This is a genomic window from Cognataquiflexum aquatile (genome assembly GCF_003316845.1).
In the GTDB taxonomy this organism is placed as follows: Bacteria; Bacteroidota; Bacteroidia; order Cytophagales; family Cyclobacteriaceae; genus Cognataquiflexum; species Cognataquiflexum aquatile.
In genome coordinates, this window is the sequence record NZ_QMIK01000005.1 from 383,760 (window position 1) to 407,831 (window position 24,072).

At 42.5% G+C, this 24,072-nt stretch carries 18 protein-coding genes and 2 rRNA genes; 12 read left to right on the top strand and 8 right to left on the bottom strand.

Going from position 1 to position 24,072, the window contains the following annotated elements:
* Positions 1–34: 34 nt before the first annotated feature.
* Together DQW11_RS16840 and DQW11_RS16845 are read left to right on the top strand one after the other, a co-directional pair.
* A complete protein-coding gene (locus tag DQW11_RS16840; RefSeq protein WP_113925259.1) occupies positions 35–703 on the top strand; it encodes an arylesterase in 669 nt (222 codons plus the stop codon).
* 161 nt (positions 704–864) lie between these two features.
* Entirely contained in the window at positions 865–1,836 is a 972-nt protein-coding gene (locus tag DQW11_RS16845; protein ID WP_113925260.1) for a c-type cytochrome, read from the top strand.
* 41 nt (positions 1,837–1,877) lie between these two features.
* Here DQW11_RS16845 and DQW11_RS16850 read toward each other — a convergent pair whose 3' ends face one another.
* Positions 1,878–2,234 (bottom strand): YraN family protein, encoded by a 357-nt coding sequence (locus DQW11_RS16850; protein WP_113925261.1) that lies wholly within the window; start codon positions 2,232–2,234, stop codon positions 1,878–1,880.
* An 82-nt stretch (positions 2,235–2,316) separates the two neighbouring features.
* Between DQW11_RS16850 and lipB the strand changes: the two genes are divergently transcribed.
* The 8 genes from lipB to DQW11_RS16895 all read left to right on the top strand — a co-directional run bounded on the left by lipB (position 2,317) and on the right by DQW11_RS16895 (position 9,264).
* Entirely contained in the window at positions 2,317–3,033 is a 717-nt protein-coding gene (lipB, locus tag DQW11_RS16855) for a lipoyl(octanoyl) transferase LipB (protein WP_113925262.1), read from the top strand.
* Between the two features lie 133 nt (positions 3,034–3,166).
* A complete protein-coding gene (locus DQW11_RS16860; RefSeq protein ID WP_113925263.1) occupies positions 3,167–3,568 on the top strand; it encodes a hypothetical protein in 402 nt (133 codons plus the stop codon).
* 152 nt (positions 3,569–3,720) lie between these two features.
* Complete coding sequence (locus DQW11_RS16865) at positions 3,721–4,455, top strand: 3'-5' exonuclease (protein WP_113925264.1); 735 nt, start codon at positions 3,721–3,723, stop codon at positions 4,453–4,455.
* Between the two features lie 361 nt (positions 4,456–4,816).
* On the top strand, positions 4,817–5,065 hold the full coding sequence (locus tag DQW11_RS16875) for a hypothetical protein (RefSeq protein WP_113925266.1): 249 nt from the start codon (positions 4,817–4,819) through the stop codon (positions 5,063–5,065).
* The gene (locus DQW11_RS16880) at positions 5,062–5,463 is read left to right on the top strand and encodes a type II toxin-antitoxin system VapC family toxin (protein ID WP_157966135.1); all 402 of its coding nucleotides are present in this window, start codon (positions 5,062–5,064) and stop codon (positions 5,461–5,463) included. Before DQW11_RS16875 ends, DQW11_RS16880 begins: the two co-directional genes overlap by 4 nt.
* Before the next feature lie 6 nt (positions 5,464–5,469).
* Positions 5,470–7,659 (top strand): ribonuclease R, encoded by a 2,190-nt coding sequence (gene rnr / locus DQW11_RS16885; RefSeq protein WP_113925268.1) that lies wholly within the window; start codon positions 5,470–5,472, stop codon positions 7,657–7,659.
* Positions 7,634–8,620, top strand: coding sequence for a polyprenyl synthetase family protein (locus DQW11_RS16890; RefSeq protein ID WP_113925269.1), 987 nt, complete (start codon positions 7,634–7,636; stop codon positions 8,618–8,620). Before rnr ends, DQW11_RS16890 begins: the two co-directional genes overlap by 26 nt.
* A gap of 14 nt (positions 8,621–8,634) precedes the next feature.
* Positions 8,635–9,264, top strand: a complete 630-nt coding sequence (locus tag DQW11_RS16895) for a rhomboid family intramembrane serine protease (RefSeq protein ID WP_113925270.1) — start codon at positions 8,635–8,637, stop codon at positions 9,262–9,264.
* 65 nt (positions 9,265–9,329) lie between these two features.
* On the opposite strand, the gene DQW11_RS16900 is transcribed toward DQW11_RS16895, so the two are convergent.
* The 5 genes from DQW11_RS16900 to rplU form a co-directional block, all read right to left on the bottom strand.
* Entirely contained in the window at positions 9,330–9,641 is a 312-nt protein-coding gene (locus tag DQW11_RS16900) for an HPF/RaiA family ribosome-associated protein (RefSeq protein ID WP_113925271.1), read from the bottom strand.
* Between the two features lie 265 nt (positions 9,642–9,906).
* Positions 9,907–12,492, bottom strand: a complete 2,586-nt coding sequence (locus DQW11_RS16910; RefSeq protein ID WP_232826776.1) for a zinc-dependent metalloprotease — start codon at positions 12,490–12,492, stop codon at positions 9,907–9,909.
* Positions 12,493–12,673: 181 nt separating this feature from the next.
* On the bottom strand, positions 12,674–15,742 hold the full coding sequence (locus tag DQW11_RS16915; protein WP_113925273.1) for a WD40/YVTN/BNR-like repeat-containing protein: 3,069 nt from the start codon (positions 15,740–15,742) through the stop codon (positions 12,674–12,676).
* Positions 15,743–15,887: 145 nt separating this feature from the next.
* On the bottom strand, positions 15,888–16,148 hold the full coding sequence (gene rpmA / locus DQW11_RS16920; RefSeq protein WP_113925274.1) for a 50S ribosomal protein L27: 261 nt from the start codon (positions 16,146–16,148) through the stop codon (positions 15,888–15,890).
* Between the two features lie 32 nt (positions 16,149–16,180).
* Positions 16,181–16,492 (bottom strand): 50S ribosomal protein L21, encoded by a 312-nt coding sequence (rplU, locus tag DQW11_RS16925; protein WP_113925275.1) that lies wholly within the window; start codon positions 16,490–16,492, stop codon positions 16,181–16,183.
* A 525-nt stretch (positions 16,493–17,017) separates the two neighbouring features.
* Here rplU and DQW11_RS16930 point away from each other — a divergent pair.
* Positions 17,018–17,998 (top strand): ribonucleotide-diphosphate reductase subunit beta, encoded by a 981-nt coding sequence (locus DQW11_RS16930; RefSeq protein ID WP_113925276.1) that lies wholly within the window; start codon positions 17,018–17,020, stop codon positions 17,996–17,998.
* Between the two features lie 33 nt (positions 17,999–18,031).
* Positions 18,032–20,437 (top strand): ribonucleoside-diphosphate reductase subunit alpha, encoded by a 2,406-nt coding sequence (locus tag DQW11_RS16935; protein ID WP_113925277.1) that lies wholly within the window; start codon positions 18,032–18,034, stop codon positions 20,435–20,437.
* Positions 20,438–20,829: 392 nt separating this feature from the next.
* Here DQW11_RS16935 and rrf read toward each other — a convergent pair.
* Positions 20,830–20,941: ribosomal RNA gene (gene rrf, locus DQW11_RS16940) — 5S ribosomal RNA — on the bottom strand.
* Between the two features lie 178 nt (positions 20,942–21,119).
* A 23S ribosomal RNA gene (locus tag DQW11_RS16945) occupies positions 21,120–23,960 on the bottom strand.
* Between the last annotated feature and the right edge of the window lie 112 nt (positions 23,961–24,072).

The window sequence follows — 24,072 nt, forward strand, 5'->3', positions numbered from 1 at the left end:
AAAATTGTAGATTTGATGGTAACAAGAATAAAAAATGAAAACATTCAGTAATTACTCAATTCTTTTTTTGTTGGTTTTTTCAATTGCCTGCGGTTCAAAAAATGAAAAAACATCTGAATCTGAATCAACCTCAAAAACTGAAACAGCTCAATCAAAAAAACTAATCCTGTTTTTCGGGAACAGTCTTACTGCCGGATATGGAATTGAAGCCGAGGACGCATTCCCGGGACTGACTGCCGCTAGGATAGACAGTCTTGGTTTGAACTACAGGGTCATCAATGCTGGATTGAGTGGAGAAACGACAGCTAGCGGATTGAGCCGTTTGGATTGGTTTTTGGAAGAAGAACCGGCAATTTTTATTTTAGAATTAGGCGGAAATGATGGATTGAGGGGAATCACGCCTTCTGAGACCAAGAAAAATCTGAAAGGAATCATCCAATTGGTGCGGGGAAAATATCCTGAAACAATTATAGTTTTGGCCGGAATGCAGATTCCCCCTAATATGGGACAGGAATACACCAAAGAATTTTCAGAATTATTTCCCCAAGTAGCTGCTGAAGAAAATGTCGAATTGATTCCATTTTTATTGGAAGGTGTGGCAGGGAACCCTGACCTCAACCTACCCGACGGAATCCATCCTACTGAAGAAGGTCATTTGATAGTTTTTCAAACCATTTGGAAAAGCATCGAAAACCTACTTTAAATCAAATTAAATCAGTTGGGATTTTGCCTTGAATCACTTGTAAAGTGATTATTAAAAAATACTTTACAATCTTTTCTTTCGTTTTTTTTCAAAATTCAAGTAGAAGTATTAAATTTTGGATGAAATTATAAATTTTTATTTCATCCCAAACCACTACCTGAATGAAGAAAATTTTGAAGATTGCTGCCTATCTGGTGACAGCTTTAGTATTGGTAATTATTGGCGCCGTGGCCTATGTGTCATTTGCCTTACCCAATGTTGGTCCGGCTGATCCGGAATTTAAAGTGGAGATCACCCCTGAGAAAATTGAACATGGCAAATACTTGGCAAACCATGTGATGGTGTGTATTGACTGCCATTCCAAAAGGGATTTTAGCCTCTTTTCAGCACCCCCAATTCCGGGAACAGAAGCCACAGGTGGAGAAAGATTCGATGCTACGATGGGATTTCCCGGGGTATTTATTTCTCCAAATATCACTCCATTTGGAATCGGGGAATGGACAGACGGTGAATTATTCAGGTTGATTACCACGGGAGTAAGACGGGACGGCACTCCCATCTTCCCAATCATGCCTTACCACAGTTATGGCAAAATGGATGTTTCAGACATTGAGGCAGTGATCGCCTATATCAGAAGCGTAGATCCGGTCGAAACAAGTCATCCCAAATCCAAGCCTGATTTTCCGTTCAACCTTATCATGAGAACGATGCCTGTCGAAGCTTCATTTACCAAAAAACCTGATCCAAGCAATCAGGTAGCTTATGGAGGATACTTGGTCAACGCAAGCGCTTGTGCGGATTGTCATACCAAATTTGAGGATGGTGCTTACGTCGGAGAACCAATGGCGGGAGGCAGGGAATTTGCCTTTCCTGACGGTATCCTAACTACTCCCAATTTAACCCCTCATGCCACAGGATTAGCAAATTGGACGGAGGAGATGTTTTTGCAGCGATTCAAAATGTATTCAGAAAACTATACAGCAGAAAAACTCAAACCGGGTGATTTCCAGAGCATCATGCCTTGGGTAATGTATGCGGGGATGAAGGAGGAGGACCTAAAGGCCATTTTTGCCTATCTTAAATCACTGCCCCCTACAGACAATACAATAGTAAAATTCAAACCGAAAAGTTGAAAAACAGGAGCCTGATAGATAAATCAGGCTCTTTTTTTTGACTAATAAAAGGCGTCTTCGAACTGCTTAAAATTTACATTCCCGTTTTGGTCTCTGTACACTCCGATGATGTCAAACCGGATATCCTTGTGCCAATCCCTTTCATAAACAAAATTATCCGCAGCTTTGATCAGTAGTTTTCTTTTGGTACCATCTACGAATTCCTCTGCATAACCAAAACCGGTCCCGCTTCGGAATTTGACTTCCACAAAAACCAAAATCCCTTTATGCTTAAAAATAAGGTCAATTTCGGCATGTCCACTCCGGTAATTGGCCTCTACAAATTCGTAGCCTCGCCCCATCAACCAAACTTTGGCCAAGTTCTCAGCCTCCTTTCCTATGTCATTATGTTCCGCCATGGGGATATTTGTTTATTTTTGGGTTATCAAAGAGAACCATCATTTTATGGTTGCTGTTCTCATTTGGATTTAAAGAAAAACTGTGAATCAAGTTATCAATAAAAAAGTTAAGTTCATCGATCTCGGCATCAAGGATTACAAAGAAACTTGGGATTTCCAGGAGGAGCTTTTTGCAAAGACCGTTTCACTTAAAATCCAAAACCGTCAATCCGGCCCGGAATCGCAAATTTCCACTGACAACTACTTGATTTTTGTCGAGCACCCACACGTCTATACTTTGGGAAAAAGCGGTGAATTGTCCCATCTCTTGTTGGATGAGAAGGGATTGAAAGATAAGGATGCTACTTTTTACAAAATCAACAGGGGAGGTGACATCACCTATCATGGTCCCGGGCAGTTGGTGGGATACCCCATTATTGATCTCGATAATTTCTTTACCGACATCCACAAATACCTGAGACTTCTCGAAGAAGCTGTCATTTTGACTTTGGCTGAATATGGAATCGAAGCAGGAAGAATCGAGGGATTGACCGGAGTTTGGCTGGATTTCCTCGAACAGAAAAACCCAAGAAAAATCTGTGCATTTGGCGTAAAATCAAGCCGGTGGGTAACTATGCATGGCTTCGCTTTTAACATCAATGCAGACATTGGCTATTTCAATAACATTGTGCCTTGTGGCATAGCGGACAAAGCAGTCACTTCGATGCATTTAGAACTTGGACACCCACTAGAAGAAACTGAAGTAAAGGAAAAAGTCAAAAATCATCTTGTTGAATTATTTGGGATGGAGTTAGATTAAATTTTCGAAATACAGTAGAAATAAAATTGAAATAAAGTAGAAATAGGATTGAAATAAAGTTGATATAACTACTGAAAATAACAGTTGATTCTATTTCTCAAATCTCATGTCTCAAATCTCACGTCTAATTTAAATGAAAAAAGACATCGACTTTCACCCTGTCACGGGAGTCAAGCTTGCCATTGCCAAAGAAGAAACCAACGGCAATACCGAATGGTCGGTTTACATCATCAATCTCAACCTGATTGAATTGAATACTGTGATGATTACCTCAAAAGGGTATGGCCAAATCGGTGGAGAAGAAAAGAAAACCTCGGTTTTGAGACACATGATCCAAGAACTTGGATCAGAATCCATTGCCAAAATCGAACCGATTGACCCTGCACTTTTTGCCTTGACCAATGAATATTGGGTCAGTTATTATATCCTAAATCAGATTTTTGACAAAAAATTCATTTTCGCAGAAGGCAGTATGGACCCTTCCAATCTGAGCTTTATCCCTGAATTGGGATTGGAAGGTGTTCTCCATTCATAATGGCAGAATTGAATTTATATGATTTTTTGATTTTTAGTTGAATATTAACTAATATCCCAATATCTTAATGAGTAATTGGATCAATTCCGGAAATAGGATTGCCCAATGTTTATTTGGAAGATTAGAAAGGAAACAATATAAAAATCATTTATATGGGAAATTTTTTGAGTGAATTAGGGGATGTCCTTTTTTTGGATATCGAGACTGCTTCTTTGGAATCCGATTTTAGAGAATTACCACCGCGGCTACAGGAAGAATGGCTTAAAAAAGAAAAGCATATCATTCCCAAAGAGGAAGATGTGGAACCCGGAAGTTTATTTTTCCAAAAAGCAGGAATTTATGCTGAATTTGGTAAAGTCATCTGCGTTGGAGTCGGATACTTTCATTATTTGGAGGAAGAAAATAAATTGGAATTCCGGACCAAAAGCTATGGGGAAGAATTGGAATACGACACCCTGACTGCCTTTTGTGAATTACTCCAAAAGAAAAAATGGGTCCTGTGTGCCCACAACGGAAAGGAATTTGATTTCCCTTACCTCAGCAGAAGGATCTTGATAAATAGGATTCCCCTTCCTGAACCATTGCAGATCGCAGGCAAAAAACCTTGGGAAGTCCGTCACCTTGATACTTTGGAACTGTGGAAATTCGGAGATTATAAGCATTACACCAGGCTCGAATTGCTTGCTGCCATTTTTGACATCCCTACTTCCAAGGAGTCCATCGACGGTTCTCAGGTCAATGAAGCCTATTATATCCAAAAAGACCTGGAATCTATTCGAAAATATTGCCTTCGTGATGTGGTGGTAACAGCCCAGATATATTTGGCTTTTCAAGGACTGCCGCCTGATATCGAAATGGAAGTGATTAACAAGGACAATGAAAGATGATCCAAATCAGAAACTACATAAAGCAAATAAGCCCATTTTGACTCTTTTCGAATATATAAAAACTAATAGACCACATGTCAATTCAAAATTGAACGTATGTAATTTCAAAATTCATGTCGTGTTATTTCAAAGTTATATCCGTGTAATTTCAAAATTGAACCTGTATAATGTCGGGCTCAAAAAGTTCGAAGAAATCTCACAAATCCAAAACCTGAAAAAATTCTTGGTATATGGCGGAAAGGAGTCGCAAATACGCAGCAGCGGTAAGTTGCTTTCTTGGAAGGATTTTGGTTAATAAAACCAAATTGGAACCAATTCTGCTTTAAGTTTTTTATTAACTTTAGAAAAAGTAAGTGAGACAATGGAATCTACCACAGTAAAAAGCCTGAAAGAAACGGTTTTGGAAAGGATTGAAAGTCTTTCTGAGGTTGACCTTAAAGTTATTGATGGAATGTTAAATCAATTGGAAAACAAAACTTCAAAGAAAGATAAAATCCTTTCATTTGCAGGATTGTTGGATACGCAGAAAGATGCAGGGCTAATCAAAGAATTAACCACTGACCTGACCAAATCCAGATTAAAAGAAACCAGAAATTTTGAATCACTTTGAAAAAATCACTTTTAGATACAGATACAATCATCAACTTTTTCAAGAAAGATATTAATACCCTCAAAAACGCCACATTATACCTTGCTGAGTTCAATAGCTTTATAATTTCAGAAATCAATTATTTTGAATTTAAAAAAGGAATTGAATATAAAGGATCCGAAAAGCAAAAGATTGCTTTTGAACAATTTGTAGATGAGATTGAGGTGTTAAATATTTCAAGAAATACAGTTAAAATTTCAGCTTCCATTTATTCGGATTTAAGGAAAAAAGGAGTCACAATCGGTTCATCTGACTTACTGATAGCCGGGATTGCAATCCATTCCGACCTACAACTAATCACAAACAACACAGCCCATTTCGCACAGATTCAGGGCTTATCATTACACAATTGGAAATAAACTTTCATGGGAAGAAAATCAAATAATCAGGGCCAAAAGGGCAAAAAAAGCGGAAAGGTGATAGATGCCGCCCAACTGACCAAAAAAGTACTCAACTTTTTAGATAACAATTACGGCAAAGAATTCAATGCCAAACAGATTATCAAGAAACTTGAAATCCGCGACTCCATCGCCAAAGGCGGTGTAGAACCGATGTTACATAAACTTGCCGCAGCAGGCAACATATCCAAATCACCGAGAAATTATTTTGCTTCAGTCAAAGAACCTGAGTTCATTGAAGGTGAAGTGGATTTTGTCAATCCGCGCTTTGCATTTATCAAACCTGATCCCAAACATGGATTGGAAGAAGATGTCCTCATTAAAGAAGCCGATCTAAAACATGCCTTGGATGGTGACCGAGTCAGAATCATGGTATACCCCGTCAAAGGAAGTACCGGAAGGCTCGAAGGAAAAGTATTGGAAATCGTCAGCCGAAGCAGGGATGAGTTTGTCGGTAGGGTAGAAATATCCCCGAGATTCGCCTTTGTCGTGCCTGATTTCAAAAAGATGCACTATGACATTTTTGTCCACAGGGGTGACCTTGGTGGTGCCGAACACAACCAAAAAGTAGTTGTCAAACTCTCCGACTGGCGCGAGGACGACAAAAATCCGACAGGGAAAGTCACCCGTGTTCTTGGAAAAGCCGGAGAACATGAAGTAGAAATCCATTCCATCATGGCTGAGTTTGGCTTGCCCTTCGAATACCCAAAAGAAGTCGAAGATGAAGCAAACCTGATCCCCGAGGAAATTTCACCTGAAGAAATCAAAAACCGCCGCGATATGCGGGACATTCCGACATTCACCATTGACCCCGCGGATGCCAAAGATTTTGATGATGCGATATCCTACAGGGTTTTGGAAAACGGAAACCTTGAAATCGGCGTCCACATCGCTGACGTAACCCACTATGTCAAGCCAAAAACCAAATTGGAAAAAGAGGCCTACGAAAGAGCTACTTCGGTCTATTTGGTGGATAGAACCATCCCGATGTTACCGGAAAGGCTCAGTAACGGACTTTGCTCGCTGAGACCAAATGAAGACAAACTGACTTTTTCCTGCGTTTTTGAAATGGATGAAAATGCCGATGTTCTGAATACTTGGATAGGCCGGACTGTGACGCATTCCGACAGGCGATTTGCCTATGAAGAAGGTCAGGAAAACATCGACAAGCAGGAAGGTGATTTCTATCTGGAACTCACACTTTTAAATGACCTTGCCAAGAAGCTGCGAAAAAGAAGATTTGATAAAGGAGCGGTCAATTTTGAAACTGTGGAAGTCAAATTCAAACTAGATGAAAAAGGAAAGCCACTTGGTCTCTTTGTCAAAGAGCGAAAAGATATCCACAAGCTCATTGAGGAATTTATGCTGTTGGCCAATAGGACGGTGGCAGAATTTGTCTTCAACAAAAACAAAGGAAAGGATACATTTGTCTATAGGATTCACGACCATCCGGATGCGGAGAGGTTGGAGACCTTTGCCAATTTTGCCAAGAAATTTGGCCATGAAATGAAAATCGGGGAAGGGACAAGGATTTCGATGGCCTTGAATAAACTCATGGAGGAGATTCTCGGGAAACCGGAACAAAATGTCCTTGAGCAACTTGCAATCCGAAGCATGGCTAAGGCAAAATATACGACAGAAGCAAAAGGCCACTTTGGCTTGGCATTCCAACATTATACCCACTTCACCTCGCCTATCCGAAGGTATCCGGATATGATGGTGCACCGATTGTTGCAACATTATCTTGATGGCGGCAAGTCACCCGAAGCAGAAACTTGGGAAGACAAATGTCTCCATTCTTCCGAAAGGGAAAAAAGGGCTGCTGATTCAGAGAGAGCTTCCATCAAATACAAACAAGTGGAATTCATGTCCCTTGCTGAGGAAAAGGATTATGACGGTATCGTTACCGGAGTGACAGAGTGGGGAGTTTTTGTGGAAATCACCGAAACCAAGTGTGAAGGAATGATCAGGGTTCAGGATATGAAGGACGATTATTACCAATTTGATGAAAAAAATATGCGTCTTATTGGGACAAGAAATAAAAAAATGATCACTTTGGGTGAAAAAGTAATGGTACGTGTAGTAGCCACGGACATTGATAGAAGAACTATAGACCTGGAATTTGCAGATAATGAACCAAGAAATAAGCGTAGATAAAATCTTACAGGATTTAGAAAAACATATCCAAAGACATTCTTACGGACAATCACCCCAAGAACTTTACGAGCCGATTTCATACATCATGAGCCTGGGCGGAAAAAGAATCCGCCCTTTGCTTACCCTGATGGCTTATTCGCTGTATAAATCTGACTACCAAAACATCATGAATCCCGCGTCGGCAGTGGAGGTCTTTCACAACTTTACCCTGATGCATGACGACATCATGGATGATGCCCCGCTACGAAGGGGAAAAGCTACTGTCCATGAAAAATGGAATGCCAATACGGCGATTCTTTCCGGGGACGTGATGCTGGTCAAAGCTTATGACATGCTCCTGGACATTGAACCCGGTAAATTCTGGGAATCCATCCGCCTTTTTAATCAAACAGCTGCCGAAGTTTGCGAAGGCCAACAGCATGACATGAATTTTGAATCCCAAAATACTGTCTCGGAAGAAGCCTACCTCGACATGATCAGGCAAAAAACAGCTGTTTTGCTCGGATTCGCACTTCAGTTTGGGGCGATTTTGGCCGATGCTTCTATCGAAGACGCTCAAAAACTTTATGATTTTGGAGTCAATATCGGTATAGGTTTTCAACTCAAAGATGATTTGCTCGATGTCTATGCCGACAAAGACAAATTCGGCAAGCAGGTCGGTGGCGATATCATTTCCAACAAAAAGACTTTCCTGCTAATCAAAGCCAAAGAATTGGTTGAGGGAGATGCTAAAATCAAATTGGAATCCTGGCTGGAGGCTAAGACTTTTAACAAGGAAGAAAAAGTAGCTGCAGTCACGGCCATTTATGATTCTTTGGGGATCAAAAGCCTGACCGAAGCAAAAATGAAAGCATACTTCGACAAAGGCTTTGAGCAATTTGCTTCTCTTGAAGTTCCCAACAAGGACATCTATACATCCCTTCTTCAACTCACCCAAGACCTGGTGCACCGGGAAAAATAATCAACCCCTATTTCATGGAATTATCTGCAACGGTTCTCATCATTGCGCTGACAGTATTGACTTCATACCAAGCTTGGCAAAAGCCCAACCTGTTGGAAAGATGGATGTTTACGCCCTACCAAATCCAAAAAAGGAACCAATGGGATCGGTTTATTCTTTCTGGATTTATTCATAAGGATGGTACCCATTTGCTCTTCAACATGTTTACTTTCTATTTTTTTGGAAGGGTGGTTGAAAGTTTTCTAATGATTAAGTTTGGGCAGACAGTTGGGATTGGAATGTATCTCCTTTTCTATGTTGGAGCAATTGTGATTGCAGATATCCCGACCTATTTCAAGCATCAATCCCACTCCTACTATCAGGCCCTAGGCGCATCCGGTGGGGTCTCGGCAACAGTGTTTGGCAGCATTATCTTGATGCCTCTGTCTGACATCTGTCTATTTGGATTGCTTTGTCTGCCGGGTTTTGCACTGGGAGTTTTGTTTTTGATTTACAGTCTTGTCCAATCCAAAAAAGGCGGCGATGGCATCAACCATGATGCCCACCTGTATGGTGCATTATTCGGAATTGCATTTATCCTGATCGTGTCCCCACAAAGCGCTTTGAATTTTGTAGATCAAATAAAAAGCTTCAGGATTTTTTGAGCTGAAGCTTTATTCCTTTTTTAACTTTTCCTTATTGAGATAAGGCCTTTTCAAAAACCTAATCCCTATTTATCTTTTTGAAGTTGTCTGATATTTTTATCAGTGACACTCCTCATCATGGTATTCCATCTGTCCTTTCCTCTTTCTTCAGAATAGACGTCCGGACCAGGAACACCAACCCTCATTCCCAAAATTCTTTCAGCTGTTTTTCCTTTTCCTGAAATATTAAAATACAGGTCAACGGCATTTATATTGTCTGTAAACCTAGAGATTTTGTCAATTGATTTCCTGATTTGGGCCTGCAAACCTTCAGGCAAATCTACCTGTGGTGCCTGCACATCAATTTTGATTCCGTTATAATTTTCCGTGTAATTCATGGTACAGTATTTTGAGTTTTTAAACGTGATTCTTTTACCTTTTACAGTAATTAAAGCTAGTCTAAATTTCTATTTCAACCGAATTTTAGACCACAAAAAACATGAAAATTTTAACCAAATTACTGTGCCAAACCTTCCAAAAAATCAAATAACCATCCAATATCCAAGTACACAGAAACATTCCTTTTTGGTGCAAATAATTACTGGAATAAAAAAAACCTCAGACCTTAAAGGCCTGAGGCTATAGAAATATGTTTTGCTTTTTTTACTTCACATCTTCAAGGGTATTGTTGATGACCAATTTCAAGTGGTCTTTGTGGGCCTTTGAGGAAATATTCCCTGAGGAATTGCTGACTTTGGTTTTGACATAATTCAGGTTATACAATGCGGCTGATTTGGCAAAGTTGTTATACCTGTTGCTCTGAGGACCGGTAAGCATCCCTTTCAAGGTATTGACATATTCAATCTGCAGGTTTTGTCTGAAAGTGTTGACATTGCCATTGATGTCCGCATCGAAGATTGCTTTTGTCAAATCATTCATGTAGGTAGCCATGTTGTATTCATTGCCATACAATTCTGAATCTACCATTCTTTGCAAAGTATTGGGATGTGTCATGTGGGCCAAGACGCTTCTTTGGGAATTCAAGACCTGTTGGTGGATTTTTGGATCTTCCGGTCCACCAAAGAAGTTGAATCCTCTTCTTTGTCTCGCAAGGTAATTGATCAGGTCTTCAGGGATCTGGTAGGCATTTGGGGCCAACATGTACTTGCTGATGGCATCCAAGGCTCTTTTCTGATCCTTAACGCTTACAGGGGTGAAAGGCTGCGTAGCTCCGTCCTGACCTGCCATCGCTCGGTCCACATATACTCCACCGATATACCTTGACATTACGCCTCCCGCGGTGGTATAGGTTCCCATCAATACACCATATGCCTGAGTCAATTCTTCGTACGATTGACCATCGGTTGAATATTTCTCTTTGATCCCTTCCATGAGTTTTTTGGAAGTTTCCATCATGTGGATCGAATAGCCAATCTGGTCATTGGAAAGGTCACCTACCATCACCCTTGGGTCGATTGCTTTGCCCGGAGCTCTCATGTCATCTGCATCATTGCCAAAAGTCAGTTCGGGCCTCGTAGAAAGTGCCAAAATCGCGTCCAACTCGGCTTGGGATTTGACAGCAGTATAGCCAGCCTGGATTGCCCAAACATCGTAAGGCCCGACTGTTGTGGAGAAATAATGCCCTTGTGTGCTCTTGTCCGGAGAAAGATTGATTGCCAGGTAATCCATCACAGATCCTGAAAGTGCTTTTCCTTCGATGGTATTCTTGTCAGCCAATTCTTTTGGGGAAAAAAGCTGGGAAGCTTTCATGTTATGGTTCAAACCAAGAGTATGTCCGACCTCATGCATCAGCAATTCGGCCATGGCTTCTTTTTTCATGCCTTCCATTTCCAAGTCAGAAGCTCCATGTGCTCTCAGGAAAGCCTGACCAAACATCATGTTGTTTTGAAGATGTGCACCTACAAAACAGAAATGAGGTTGTTTGCTATGGTTAAGTCCATTTTCCAGGGCCGCTTCCTCGCCAAACAGTTTGTCGTACATCACCCTATTGGTATGGTACACAAATTCCAACATGATATCCGCGCCTAAAATCTGGCCTGTTCTAGGATTGACAAAGCTAGGTCCATAACCACCAAAGGGAGGATTTGGAGAGCTTGTCCATCTCAATACATTGTATCGGATATCTCCGGCATCCCAATCTGCATCATCCGGCTGGATTTTGACCTGAACGGCATTTTTGAATCCGGCTTTCTCAAAAGCTTTGTTCCATTCCAATACTGCATCCATGATTGTTCCTCTCCATTCCATCGGAGTGGAATTTTCTATCCAAAATACAATAGGCTCGACAGGTTCAGAAATGGCAGCACTTGGATCTTTCTTTCTCAGATCCCATCTGTGAATCAAATCTCTGAAAGGAGTGGCGCTGGCAGAGGTCATGTCAGTCACTTCTGTGGTGAAATAACCCACTCTCGGATCGTCGAATCTCGGCTCGTAGCCATTGTCAGGTAATTCAATCAAGCTATGGAAAACCTTGATACTCACATTCCTTCCGTCAGTGACTGCAGAAGATCCTCCATTCAGAACAGAGGGATTGTTGTACACATATTCTACCGCGAGGTCAGTGTTTTTCTCATAACTTCTGATGGCGAGGACTTTTGTTTTTTCACTGTCAAGATTGCCTAACCTGAATGCCATTGGCGATTCACCAGGGAAAGGTGGGTTTTTGATCTGCGAAAAAGTTTCTTTCAAAAAGAGGTTATCTGCCTTGATGAGAATTGTTCCTTTTTCAGCGTCTTCAGCTTCGATTTTGGCACTTGCCATGATACCTGGACTGATGTTGGCATCGGCAGATCGGCTCAGGGGATTTTCAGGATCGAAATAATGGGAGACGTTTTGTTTGACAAATTCCACCCTGTTGAAATAGCGTACAATCTTGAAAATGTTGTTTTCTCCATAAGCACCTCTAAAGGTTCCGGCATCAGTGACACCATCCCCGATCTGGGCAAAATAAATAAACTCCTTGCCTAATTGGTCTTTGGCTACTTCCATTTTCAATTCACCGCTCACAGTGTCTTGGTAGAATGTGAATAGGCCTTCAAACTTATGATTGCCTTTGGTAAGATCAGCAATGGTTTTTTTCTCAGGCTTTTTTTCAGGTGCCGGGGCTGTGGCTACAGGAGAGTCGGATTTTTTCTTCTTTTTCTGTGCCAAGGCCTCATTCATTGGCATTGTCACAGACACCATCACAATCGCCATTGCGATGAATAAATTTTTTTTCAGTTTAAACATAAGGTTCTCAATAATTAGGTGGTAGAAATAGTTATTTGGGTCCGGAAAATAATAGGTGGAAATGTACAAATTCTTTTGAAGTCCTTAAAATTACGGGAGTTGCCCAATAGAAATTAAGAATAATTAACAGAAAAATCCCTGTCAATTTCATCGACAGGGATTTGGGATTGAAATCTGATTTCTACTTCTTCTCTATCTCCGCTTTCAATTCCTCGATATTCAAAACTTTGGAAATCTGTGTTTTTTCAATTTCCCTGAATTTTGTCAATTGGATATTGATCAGGTTGGTGATTTCGGCCCGCACTTCTTCGGCGCCATCGGTCGGTCGGTAATCTCCCGTTCCCGCCACAGAATTCAAATGTGCCAACTTATTGTTTAACCTGATCGGGAAGTTCAATGGATCCTGACCGCTTTGGTTTTGGGTTTGATACAATTCTTTTTCTATATCCGAAATGGCCTTTACAATCGGATCTATCCTTCTTTTCTTTTTGGGATCTTTTTCAACCAATGCATTTAACTCATCTCTGTATTTCCTGATGATGATGATTGTTTCATGGGTTTCGGTCAGCTTATCCCTGACATTCAGGAGAAAATCATATTGTGCCAATAAATCTTCCTGCGTGGATTCGTATCTCGGATCCGCCAAAACTTTGAAAGACTGTTCTTCGGCTTTGCCATCGACAAGCAACCTTACAATATATTCTCCAGGAACAACCTTAGGTCCACTTAGCGGGCCTGACCACATGATCATTCCTTCAAAACTTTTTGCATCGGGAATACGCAGATTCCAATTGAATTCATTCGAGCCTGTTTTGTACTTCAAAGTATCTTTTTCGATTCCTTTGGAAGAAAATTCTCTGAGAAGATTTCTCTTGTTGTCATAAAACTCAATCCTTAACTCTTCTTTGGGTTCGTCTTTCAGGTGATAATAAACCAAGACTCCGCCGGCCCTATTGGTTCCTGCAGTTTTTGACTCCCTTTTTACACCGTCCATTCTGTAAGAATCCTGAGGTTTGAAAAGGTGAAATGGTTTTGCTCCAATTTGATCAGACATTTGATGCAGGACAGTCAGGTCATCCACAATCCAAAAACTCCGGCCTTGGGTGGCGGCGATCAAATTGTTGTCCTTGATAGTCAAGTCTGTGATAGGAACAATAGGAAGATTGAGCTGAAAAGGTTTCCAATCAGCACCATCATTGAAGGAAATGTACATTCCTGTTTCGGTTCCGGCATAAAGAATTCCTTTTTTGGAAGGGTCAGCCCTTACCACACGGGTAAAATGCTGTCCGTCTATGCCATTGGTGATTTTGGTCCAGGTTTTTCCGTAATCTGAGGTCTTGTACAGATACGGTGCAAAATCACCGTTTTTATAGCCTGTTGCTGCAAAATATAATCCCCCTTCCTCAAAAGGATGGCCTTCTGTGCTATTGATTTGGATCCATTCAGGAAGGCCTTGGGGGGTTACATTTTCCCAGGTTTTGCCATTGTCTTTGGACACATGGACCAATCCATCATCTGAACCTGCCCAAAGCACCCCTTTTTTCAAAGGAGATTCTGTTGCGGTGAATATAGTGCTGTAATATTCCACAGAGGTATTATCCTTTGTAATCGGTCCACCTGAAGGTCCTAATTTCTCTTTTGCATTTCTTGTCAAATCCGGGCTGAAAGTCTCCCAAGATTGCCCGCCGTCTGTTGATCTGTGAAATTGATTGGAGGTCGTGTAAAGGACTTTTGGATCATGCGGAGAAAAGAAAATTGGGAAGTTCCATTGAAAGCGGTACTTCATATCTTCTGCGCCATGCCCCATCGGATTGTTTGGGTACACATTTACTGTCCTGGAGGTTTTTTTCTTATGGTTTTCTCTGGTCAAATATCCCCCATACGACCCTCCGTATACAATGTCGCTATCATTTGGATCAGGTGCTATCCAACCACTTTCCCCACCAGCTGTAGGTTCCCAGTCATCTTCAGTAATCCCTCTTCCATCATTTCGGTGGCTGATACGCAGCGTGGAATTATCCTGTTGGGCACCATATATTCTGTAGGGAAAATGGTTGTCCGTAGTTACCCTGTAGAATTGGGAAGTCGGTTGATTCATATAAGTCGTCCAAGAAGCTCCTCCATCGAAAGAAACCTGTGCCCCGCCGTCATCGGCGATGATCATTCTTTGGTTATCCTTTGGATCAATCCACAGGTCATGGTGGTCCCCGTGAGGGGCATCATAATTTTTGAATGTCTTGCCTCCATCGGTAGATTTATGGTAATCGACATTCAGGACATACACTGTGCTGTCACTTTGCGTATCGGCATAAAGTCTGGTGTAGTACCAGGCTCTTTGTCTGAGGTTTCTATCTTCATTGGTTTTTTCCCAGGTTTCCCCTCCGTCATCTGACCTGAACAATCCTCCTTTTAGGTTTTCGACCATTGCCCAGATACGGTTTGGATTGACCGGTGAAATGGTGACTCCGATGATTCCCAACGTACCTTCAGGCAGTCCCTTATTGGCGGAAATTTCGGTCCAATTTTCACCCCCATCCATACTCTTGAATATTTTGGATCCGGGTCCGCCACTTTCCAGACTATAAGGCGTTCTTTTCAATTCCCAGGTTGTAGCAAACATGATATCCGGATTTTTTGGATCCAATACCAAATCCACAGCTCCAGATGTTGGGTTTACAAATAGTTTTCTATTCCATGTTTTTCCTCCATCAATGGATTTGTAGACACCTCTTATCTCTGTTGGTTTGAATATGTCACCCATCACTGCAGCAATGACAATATCCGGATTGGTAGGATGGATTCTGATTCGAGATACAAAGCGGGATTCTTCCAAACCTAGACTTGTCCAGGTCTTCCCTGCATCGGTACTTTTCCAAAAGCCATAACCATAGGACACATTACCCCTGACGGTCTTTTCTCCCCCGCCGACATAAATGATGTTGGGATCGGAATCTGCCACTGCAACAGCGCCGACAGACCCACCAAAATACCCATCTGAAATATTACCCCAAGTTTTACCTCCGTCGGTAGTTTTCCATACCCCACCCCCGGTAGAACCAAAATAAAAGGTGTTTCTTTCAGAGATTACCCCTGCCACTGCAGCTGACCGTCCACCTCGGTGGGGTCCGATATTCCGCCATTGGATGGCTTCATAGATTTTTTCATCATAGGATTGGGCACTGATCTCTGCGCTGAAAGAGAAAGTAAAAAGGAGTAGGAATGCCCAAATCCATCGTATCGATTTATTCATTTTTAGAAGGTTGGTTAAGTGTGACGGAATTTAATTCTTAAAAAGAGATAATTTTATAAAAAGTGATTTCTGGCAAATATTTGGTCTAAAACAAAAAAGGCTTCTCCGTTTGGAGAAGCCTTTCAAATGCTTGGGAAAATAATTGTTATGCTTCAGCAGGAAGAACGTTGACGTAAGATTTACCGTCAAACTTCCTTCTAAATTCAACTTTTCCTGGTACAAGTGCAAACAAAGTATGGTCTTTGCCGATACCTACGTTTTCACCAGGATGGTGCTTTGTACCTCTTTGTCTGATAATGATGTTTCCGGCAATTACTGCCTCACCACCAAATTTCTTCACACCAAGTCTTTTGCTGTGTGATTCTCTACCGTTTCTGGAACTACCGACGCCTTTCTTGTGAGCCATGATTTTATACGTTTAGGACTTCTTGCGAAATCTTATAATGAAATGCTTTCAATCAATACTTTTGTAAAGTCTTGTCTATGACCATTTTTCTTCTTGTAACCTTTTCTCCTCTTCTTTTTGAAGACGATTACTTTGTTACCTTTTACATGATCAAGAATTTTTCCTGATACCATGGCCCCTGCAATAGTGGGTGCCCCAATTGATACGATACCATCGGCCTCTGCCAATAATACCTGATCAAATTCCACGGAAGCGCCAGCTTCGCCCTGCAACAATGGTGCATAAACGTGCTGATCTTTAGTTACTTTGAACTGCTTTCCTGCGATGTTGACAATTGCGTACATAGAATGATTTTAATGTCTTTAGGAAATTGAGGTGCAAATATAATTACTCTTTCATTAAGAAAAAAGCATCACTGCGAATTCCATTGCATTATCTTATCTCTATTGAAGTCAAAAACCAACCACCGTGTATTAAGTATGGGACAATATTTGAAAGATTAGCCTTATTTTCATTTATACAATATTATTTTGACTTTTATTCAAAAACCTTCTTAAAAATAGGTCGAAAAAAAATTTTTGTAGACATCAAAAAAAGTTTTGATGCCTCATACAGCAATTTTAAATTAAAGTCATGATTTATATTAATGTATATATATGTTTGATTTAAAGTGTTTTATATATTTTTTGAATATAATTCAAAAAACGAAATAATTAGACGTTCTTGCGGTTTTATTTTTGGAAATTCTTCATCATATTTGTTGAAGGCTGTTCCAAAAAAATAGCCTTTTCTTCCCAGCAGTATTTAGGAGTTTAATATAGCCTTCTCTCTCCTTTTAAAGAAGACTAAATCCAAAACATTTAAGAGTAATGCAACATTTTGAACCAATTCTCCAAGAGAACAAAAACCGCTTCGTTTTATTTCCCATCCAGCATGACGACATCTGGCAATACTATAAAAAGGCAGAGGCCAGTTTTTGGACAGCCGAAGAGATTGACCTGAGTCAAGATTTAAAAGACTGGAAAAACCTGAATGACGGAGAAAGACATTTTATATCACACGTCTTGGCTTTTTTTGCTGCAAGCGACGGGATAGTAAATGAAAACCTAGCTGAGCACTTTGTTGCTGAGGTTCAATATACTGAAGCCAAGTTTTTCTATGGTTTCCAGATAGCAATGGAGAATATCCACTCTGAGACCTACAGCTTATTGATCGATACATATATCAAAGACAATGTTGAAAGAGACAGGTTACTCAATGCCATCGAGCATATTGATTGCGTCAGAAAGAAAGCTGATTGGGCATTGAGATGGATCGACAACGGAAACTTCCAGGAAAGACTGATTGCTTTTGCTGCCGTAGAGGGTATATTTTTCTCAGGTTCTTTTTGTTCCATCTTTTGGATGAAAAAAAGAGGTTTGATGCCTGGGCTAACCTTTTCCAATGAATTGATTTCAAGAGATGAGGGTTTGCACTGTGATTTTGCATGCCATCTATATACCCAACACGTGGTCAATCATCTTCCTAAAGAAACTGTAACAAGAATAATTGAGGATGCTGTAAATATTGAAAAAGAGTTTGTCACAGATGCATTGCCAGTCAAATTGATCGGAATGAATGCCGATTTGATGTGCCAATACATTGAATTTGTCGCGGATAGACTTCTTGTTGAACTGGGCTGTGCGAAAGTATGGAACAGTACCAATCCATTTGACTTTATGGACATGATTTCCCTTCAGGGAAAAACCAATTTCTTTGAAAAAAGAGTTGGCGATTACCAAAAGGCTGGGGTGATGAAGTCCAAAGAACTGGTCGAATCCCCTAAGTTCTCCATCGGAGAAGATTTCTAAAATAATTTCACCACCAACCCAAATCCATTTGTCATGTTAGTAATAAAAAGAGATGGCCGTCGCGAATCTGTACGGTTCGACAAAATAACCGCTAGAATTGAAAACCTTTGCTATGGTTTGGATATCAATTATATCCACCCAATCGAAGTAGCAAAAAAGGTGATAGACGGCCTTTATGACGGAGTGACAACAACAGAGCTAGATAATCTAGCTGCGGAAGTAGCTGCATCGTTGACCGTAAAGCACCCTGATTATGCGATTTTGGCAGCAAGGATAGCCATTTCCAACCTGCAAAAAACCACCTCCCAGTCATTTTCAAATACGATGAAAAGACTGTACACCTATGTCAATCCGAAGACAGGTGAAAATGCGGCATTGATCGCTCCTGATGTATATGGAGTGGTTAAAAACCATGCTGCTAAGCTTGATGAGGCGATTGATTACAACAGGGATTTTGACTACGATTATTTTGGATTCAAAACTTTGGAAAAAAGTTATTTGATCCGGTTGGATAATAAAGTTGTAGAGAGACCACAGCATATGCTGATGAGGGTAGCAGTCGGTATACATAAGGAAGATGTGGAAGCTGCTATTGAAACTTACCACTTGCTTTCCCAAAAGTGGTTTACACATGCCACTCCGACCCTTTTCAATGCAGGTACGCCAAAACCACAGCTTTCTTCCTGTTTCCTATTGACAATGAAGGATGATAGCATTGACGGAATCTATGATACCTTAAAGCAATGTGCAAAAATATCCCAATCGGCGGGAGGTATTGGACTTTCTATCCATAACGTCAGAGCAAAAGGAAGCTACATAAGAGGGACTAATGGCGTTTCAAACGGAATCGTACCTATGCTTAGAAACTTTGACATGACCGCAAGGTATGTGGATCAGGGTGGGGGTAAAAGAAAAGGTAGTTTCGCTATTTATCTTGAACCATGGCATGCAGATGTAAAAGATTTCTTGGAATTGAAAAGAAATCATGGCAAGGAGGAAATGAGAGCGAGAGATCTTTTCTATGCCATGTGGATACCGGATCTTTTCATGAGAAGAGTGGAAGAGAATGAAGATTGGTCTCTTTTCTGTCCAAACGAGGCTCCAGGATTGGCAGACTGCCATAGCGAAGAGTTTGAAAGACTCTATGAAAAATATGAAAGAGAAGGACGGGCAAGGGAAGTGGTAAAAGCCCAAGAGCTTTGGTTTGAAATTTTGGAATCCCAAATAGAAACAGGTACTCCGTACATGTTGTATAAGGATTCTGCCAACAAAAAATCAAATCAACAAAATCTTGGGACAATCAAATCCTCGAATCTTTGTACGGAAATCCTAGAATTTACTTCTCCTGATGAAGTAGCAGTATGTAATCTAGCTTCCATTGCACTTCCTAAATTTGTGACAACCGGACCTGACGGGAAGAAATTCTTTGACCATCAGAAGCTGTATGAAATCACAAAAGTTGCCACCAGAAACCTGAATAAAGTAATTGATGTCAATTATTATCCGGTAGAAGAGGCAAAGAGATCCAACTTCCGACATAGACCTATCGGGCTTGGTGTACAAGGGTTGGCTGATGCTTTTATTATGTTGAGAATGCCTTTTGAATCCGCAGAAGCAAAAGGTCTGAATGAAGACATTTTCGAAACCATTTACTTTGCAGCCATGGAAACTTCTATGGAATTGGCGAAAGTCCATGGCCCTTATGAAACCTATGAAGGATCACCTGCATCCAAAGGCATATTCCAGTTCGATATGTGGGGAGTAACTCCAAAATCAGGCAGATGGCAATGGGATTCCCTTAAGGAGCAAGTCGTGAAGCATGGTGTTAGGAATTCCTTATTAGTAGCTCCTATGCCTACTGCTTCCACCTCCCAAATCTTGGGTAACAACGAATGTTTTGAACCATATACCTCCAATGTGTATACCAGAAGAACGCTTTCTGGTGAATTTATCATTGCAAACAAACACTTGATGAAGGATCTCATCAGCCTTGGTCTTTGGAATGAAAATATGAAAAACAGGTTGATTGCAGCCAATGGATCTGTTCAGAAGCTTCCCGGAGTGCCACAAAACATCAAGGACCTGTATAAGACAGTTTGGGAAATTTCTCAAAAAATCATCATTGACATGGCTGCAGACAGAGGGGCATATATCTGTCAATCGCAGAGTATGAATGTTTTCATGCAAGATCCAAACTTCGGTAAATTAACCTCTATGCACTTCTATGCATGGAAGAAAGGTCTAAAGACAGGAATGTACTATTTGAGGTCTCAGGCAGCTACTGCAGCGATCCAATTTACAGTTGACAAAGGCGCATTGGAACCTGAAAAGACTGTTATCGCATCGACTCCTACTATGGATTTGACCAAAGGGCAAAAACAGGGAGCAATAGCTTGTTCCCTTGACAATCCTGATGAGTGTGAAATGTGCGGAAGTTAACAGCTGAAAATTTAGAGTAATTTATACCAATCCAAAAGCGTCTGAAATTATCAGGCGCTTTTTTGTTCCTTAAGAATAAAAACCCGCATTACCCATCTTTTGCAATACTTGGTCTCTTTATGGTTCATCCTTAAGAGATGAATAGCTCAATCCCTTGAAAAATTACTCCAGCTAACTCCTTTGACATTTGTTGCAACAAATCAGTACTATCCCTCTGTTGGAGTTGAAAAATGAATTCAATTTAAGGAGGTTGTCTCATATAGCCGAAAAGCCCAATCCCTTCCCTCCTTGTCCCCTTTGTTACTATGTTGTTCAGAAAAATACTGTGGTCTGTAAGATTGGTCTGTCCTAAACGCAAAAAGACCCTCAGGTATGAACTGAGGGTCTGGATAATGTGGCGGCGGCCTACTCTCCCGGGTGTAACCCCAGTACCATCGGCGCTGCAGGGCTTAACTTCTCTGTTCGGGATGGGAAGAGGTGGGACCCCTGCGCTGGGCCGCCTAAATCTTGAAGTAAGAAGTATGAAGTGGGAAGTACGAAGTAAAATCCGTCTTCTTCTCTCTTTCTATCCTTACCTGTTCCTTTTACGGAAACAATTTCTTATGTTCTTTCCTCCGTACTTCAGCCTTCGGCCTTCGTACTTCGGATGATATGTCTTGCAGAGAATGCAACAGGGCTGACCTGAAGCAAGTTTTCGGGCTATTAGTACTGCTCGGCTTTGTCATTACTGACTTTGCACCTGCAGCCTATCGACGTCATCGTCTCTGACGGCCCTGTTTGGAAGTCTCATCTTGGAGGGAGTTTCGCACTTAGATGCTTTCAGCGCTTATCTCTTCCCGACGTAGCTACCCGGCGGTGCAGTTGGCACCACAACCGGTACACCAGCGGTCAGTCCAACCCGGTCCTCTCGTACTAAGGTCAGCGCTCCTCAAACTTCCCACGCCCGCAACAGATAGGGACCGAACTGTCTCACGACGTTCTGAACCCAGCTCGCGTGCCACTTTAATCGGCGAACAGCCGAACCCTTGGGACCTTCTCCAGCCCCAGGATGTGACGAGCCGACATCGAGGTGCCAAACCTCCCCGTCGATATGAGCTCTTGGGGGAGATCAGCCTGTTATCCCCAGAGTACCTTTTATCCTTTGAGCGACGGCCATTCCATGCTGTACCGCCGGATCACTATACCCGTGTTTCCACCCTGCTCGGCTTGTCGGCCTTACAGTCAAGCTCCCTTATGCTATTGCACTCCGCGCACGGTTACCAAGCGTGCTGAGGGAACCTTTGGAAGCCTCCGTTATCCTTTTGGAGGCGACCACCCCAGTCAAACTACCCACCAAGCAATGTCTCCCGCTTCTGCGGGGTTAGATACCAAGCAAACAAAGGGCGGTATTTCAACAACGGCTCCACAACGCCTTGCGACGCCGCTTCACAGCCTCCCGCCTATCCTACACATCGTTTACCCGGTACCAATGCTAAGCTGCAGTAAAGGTTCATGGGGTCTTTCCGTCCCGTTGCGGGTACACGGCATCTTCACCGTGACTACAATTTCACCGAGCTCATGGCTGAGACAGCGCCCAGATCGTTACACCATTCGTGCAGGTCGGAACTTACCCGACAAGGAATTTCGCTACCTTAGGACCGTTATAGTTACGGCCGCCGTTTACCGGGGCTTCGATTCAAACCTTCGCTTGCGCTGAGCTCCCCTCTTAACCTTCCGGCACCGGGCAGGTGTCAGGCCTTATACTTCCTCTTTCGAGTTCGCAAAGCCATGTGTTTTTGCTAAACAGTCGCCTGGGCCTTTTCACTGCGGCCTCCCGCACCGAAGTGCGGGTAGGCGCCCCTTCTCCCGAAGTTACAGGGCCATTTTGCCGAGTTCCTTAGCCATGATTCACTCGAGCACCTCAGGATCCTCTCCTTGACCACCTGTGTCGGTTTGCGGTACGGGCACGCGTATTCGCTTTTCTTGGAAGTTGCTTCCCCGGATTGTCACTTCGGCCGAGGCCTCCGTGTACTATCCCGCAATCTCTTGCGGTTCAACGCACTATTCCGTCAGTGCGCACCGGGTACACCCCTACGTCGCTTTTATCATACGCGCGGTACAGGAATATTGACCTGTTGTCCATCGGCTGCCCCTTTCGGGTCCGCCTTAGGCCCCGACTGACCCTGATCTGATTAGCATTGATCAGGAAACCTTGGTCTATCGGTGTGCGGGTTTCCCACCCGCATTATCGTTACTTATGCCTACATTTGCTTTTCCAGAAGCTCCAGTGCACATCGCCATGCACATTCACCGCCGCTGGAATGCTCCCCTACCATTATACATTACTGTAAATCCTACGCTTCGGTATTACACTTGATGCCCGTTTATTATCGACGCCCTGCCGCTCGACCAGTGAGCTGTTACGCACTCTTTAAAGGAATAGCTGCTTCCAAGCTAACCTCCTGGCTGTCAAGGCAGCTGGACCACCTTTGTTCAACTTAGTGTAAATTTCGGGACCTTAGCGGTAGGTCTGGGTTCTTTCCCTCTCGGACTCGGACCTTAGCACCCAAGCCCTCACTGCCGTTACTGTATGGCGGCATTCGGAGTTCGTCAGGATTTGGTAGGATATGACTCCCCCTAGTCCTATCGGTAGCTCTACCTCCGCCATACATTCCACGACGCTGTTCCTAAAAACATTTCGGGGAGTACGAGCTATTTCTCAGTTTGATTGGCCTTTCACCCCTACCCACAGATCATCCGGAAGCTTTTCAACGCTTATCGGTTCGGTCCTCCAGTACGTTTTACCGTACCTTCAACCTGTCCATGGGTAGATCACAAAGTTTCGCGTCTACCCCCACTGACTCAGCGCCCTGTTCAGACTCGCTTTCGCTCCGGCTGCGTGCATCCATGCACTTAACCTCGCCAGTGAGGAGTAACTCGTAGGCTCATTATGCAAAAGGCACGCCGTCATCCCATCGCGGGACTCCGACCGCTTGTAAGCGCACGGTTTCAGGTTCTATTTCACCCCGTTATTCACGGTACTTTTCACCTTTCCCTCACGGTACTTGTTCACTATCGGTCTCTCAGGAGTATTTAGCCTTACCGGATGGTGCCGGCAAATTCAACCGGGATTTCTCCTGTCCCGGCCTACTCAGGATACCCGCCAGACAAATCATGCTTCCCGTACGGGGCTCTCACCCTCTGCGGCCACAGTTCCCACTGTGTTCCGGTCACATTCATCATCGTTATGCAGGTCCTATAACCCCGCGCATGCCGTAACATGCACGGTTTGGGCTGTTCCGCTTTCGCTCGCCACTACTCACGGAATCACTGTTGTTTTCTCTTCCTGTGGGTACTTAGATGTTTCAGTTCCCCACGTTCGCCTTCCTTTTCGGAATATCCACATCACTGTGGATGGGTTGCCCCATTCGGACATCCGCGGATCAAGCCCCCTTGCAGGTCCCCGCGGCTTTTCGCAGCTTGGCACGTCCTTCTTCGCCTCTGAGAGCCTAGGCATCCCCCGTGCGCCCTTGTTCACTTACTCTTTACACACATCCCCCTTTTGCTTAAGGATATGTGCAGTCTCCGTGTATTTATCCCTTGGGTTAAATACACACTCTGTTGCATTCTCTGCTCAACATGTCAATGAACTTATG

Excerpts from the sequence above, each read along its gene's own strand:
- DQW11_RS16840 (WP_113925259.1), top strand. The coding sequence starts at position 35 with ATGAAAACATTCAGTAATTACTCAATTCTTTTTTTGTTGGTTTTTTCA.
- DQW11_RS16845 (WP_113925260.1), top strand. The coding sequence starts at position 865 with ATGAAGAAAATTTTGAAGATTGCTGCCTATCTGGTGACAGCTTTAGTA.
- DQW11_RS16850 (WP_113925261.1), bottom strand. The coding sequence starts at position 2,234 with ATGGCGGAACATAATGACATAGGAAAGGAGGCTGAGAACTTGGCCAAA.
- DQW11_RS16860 (WP_113925263.1), top strand. The coding sequence starts at position 3,167 with ATGAAAAAAGACATCGACTTTCACCCTGTCACGGGAGTCAAGCTTGCC.
- DQW11_RS16865 (WP_113925264.1), top strand. The coding sequence starts at position 3,721 with ATGGGAAATTTTTTGAGTGAATTAGGGGATGTCCTTTTTTTGGATATC.
- DQW11_RS16875 (WP_113925266.1), top strand. The coding sequence starts at position 4,817 with ATGGAATCTACCACAGTAAAAAGCCTGAAAGAAACGGTTTTGGAAAGG.
- rnr (WP_113925268.1), top strand. The coding sequence starts at position 5,470 with ATGGGAAGAAAATCAAATAATCAGGGCCAAAAGGGCAAAAAAAGCGGA.
- DQW11_RS16890 (WP_113925269.1), top strand. The coding sequence starts at position 7,634 with ATGAACCAAGAAATAAGCGTAGATAAAATCTTACAGGATTTAGAAAAA.
- DQW11_RS16895 (WP_113925270.1), top strand. The coding sequence starts at position 8,635 with ATGGAATTATCTGCAACGGTTCTCATCATTGCGCTGACAGTATTGACT.
- DQW11_RS16900 (WP_113925271.1), bottom strand. The coding sequence starts at position 9,641 with ATGAATTACACGGAAAATTATAACGGAATCAAAATTGATGTGCAGGCA.
- DQW11_RS16910 (WP_232826776.1), bottom strand. The coding sequence starts at position 12,492 with ATGTTTAAACTGAAAAAAAATTTATTCATCGCAATGGCGATTGTGATG.
- DQW11_RS16915 (WP_113925273.1), bottom strand. The coding sequence starts at position 15,742 with ATGAATAAATCGATACGATGGATTTGGGCATTCCTACTCCTTTTTACT.
- rpmA (WP_113925274.1), bottom strand. The coding sequence starts at position 16,148 with ATGGCTCACAAGAAAGGCGTCGGTAGTTCCAGAAACGGTAGAGAATCA.
- rplU (WP_113925275.1), bottom strand. The coding sequence starts at position 16,492 with ATGTACGCAATTGTCAACATCGCAGGAAAGCAGTTCAAAGTAACTAAA.
- DQW11_RS16930 (WP_113925276.1), top strand. The coding sequence starts at position 17,018 with ATGCAACATTTTGAACCAATTCTCCAAGAGAACAAAAACCGCTTCGTT.
- DQW11_RS16935 (WP_113925277.1), top strand. The coding sequence starts at position 18,032 with ATGTTAGTAATAAAAAGAGATGGCCGTCGCGAATCTGTACGGTTCGAC.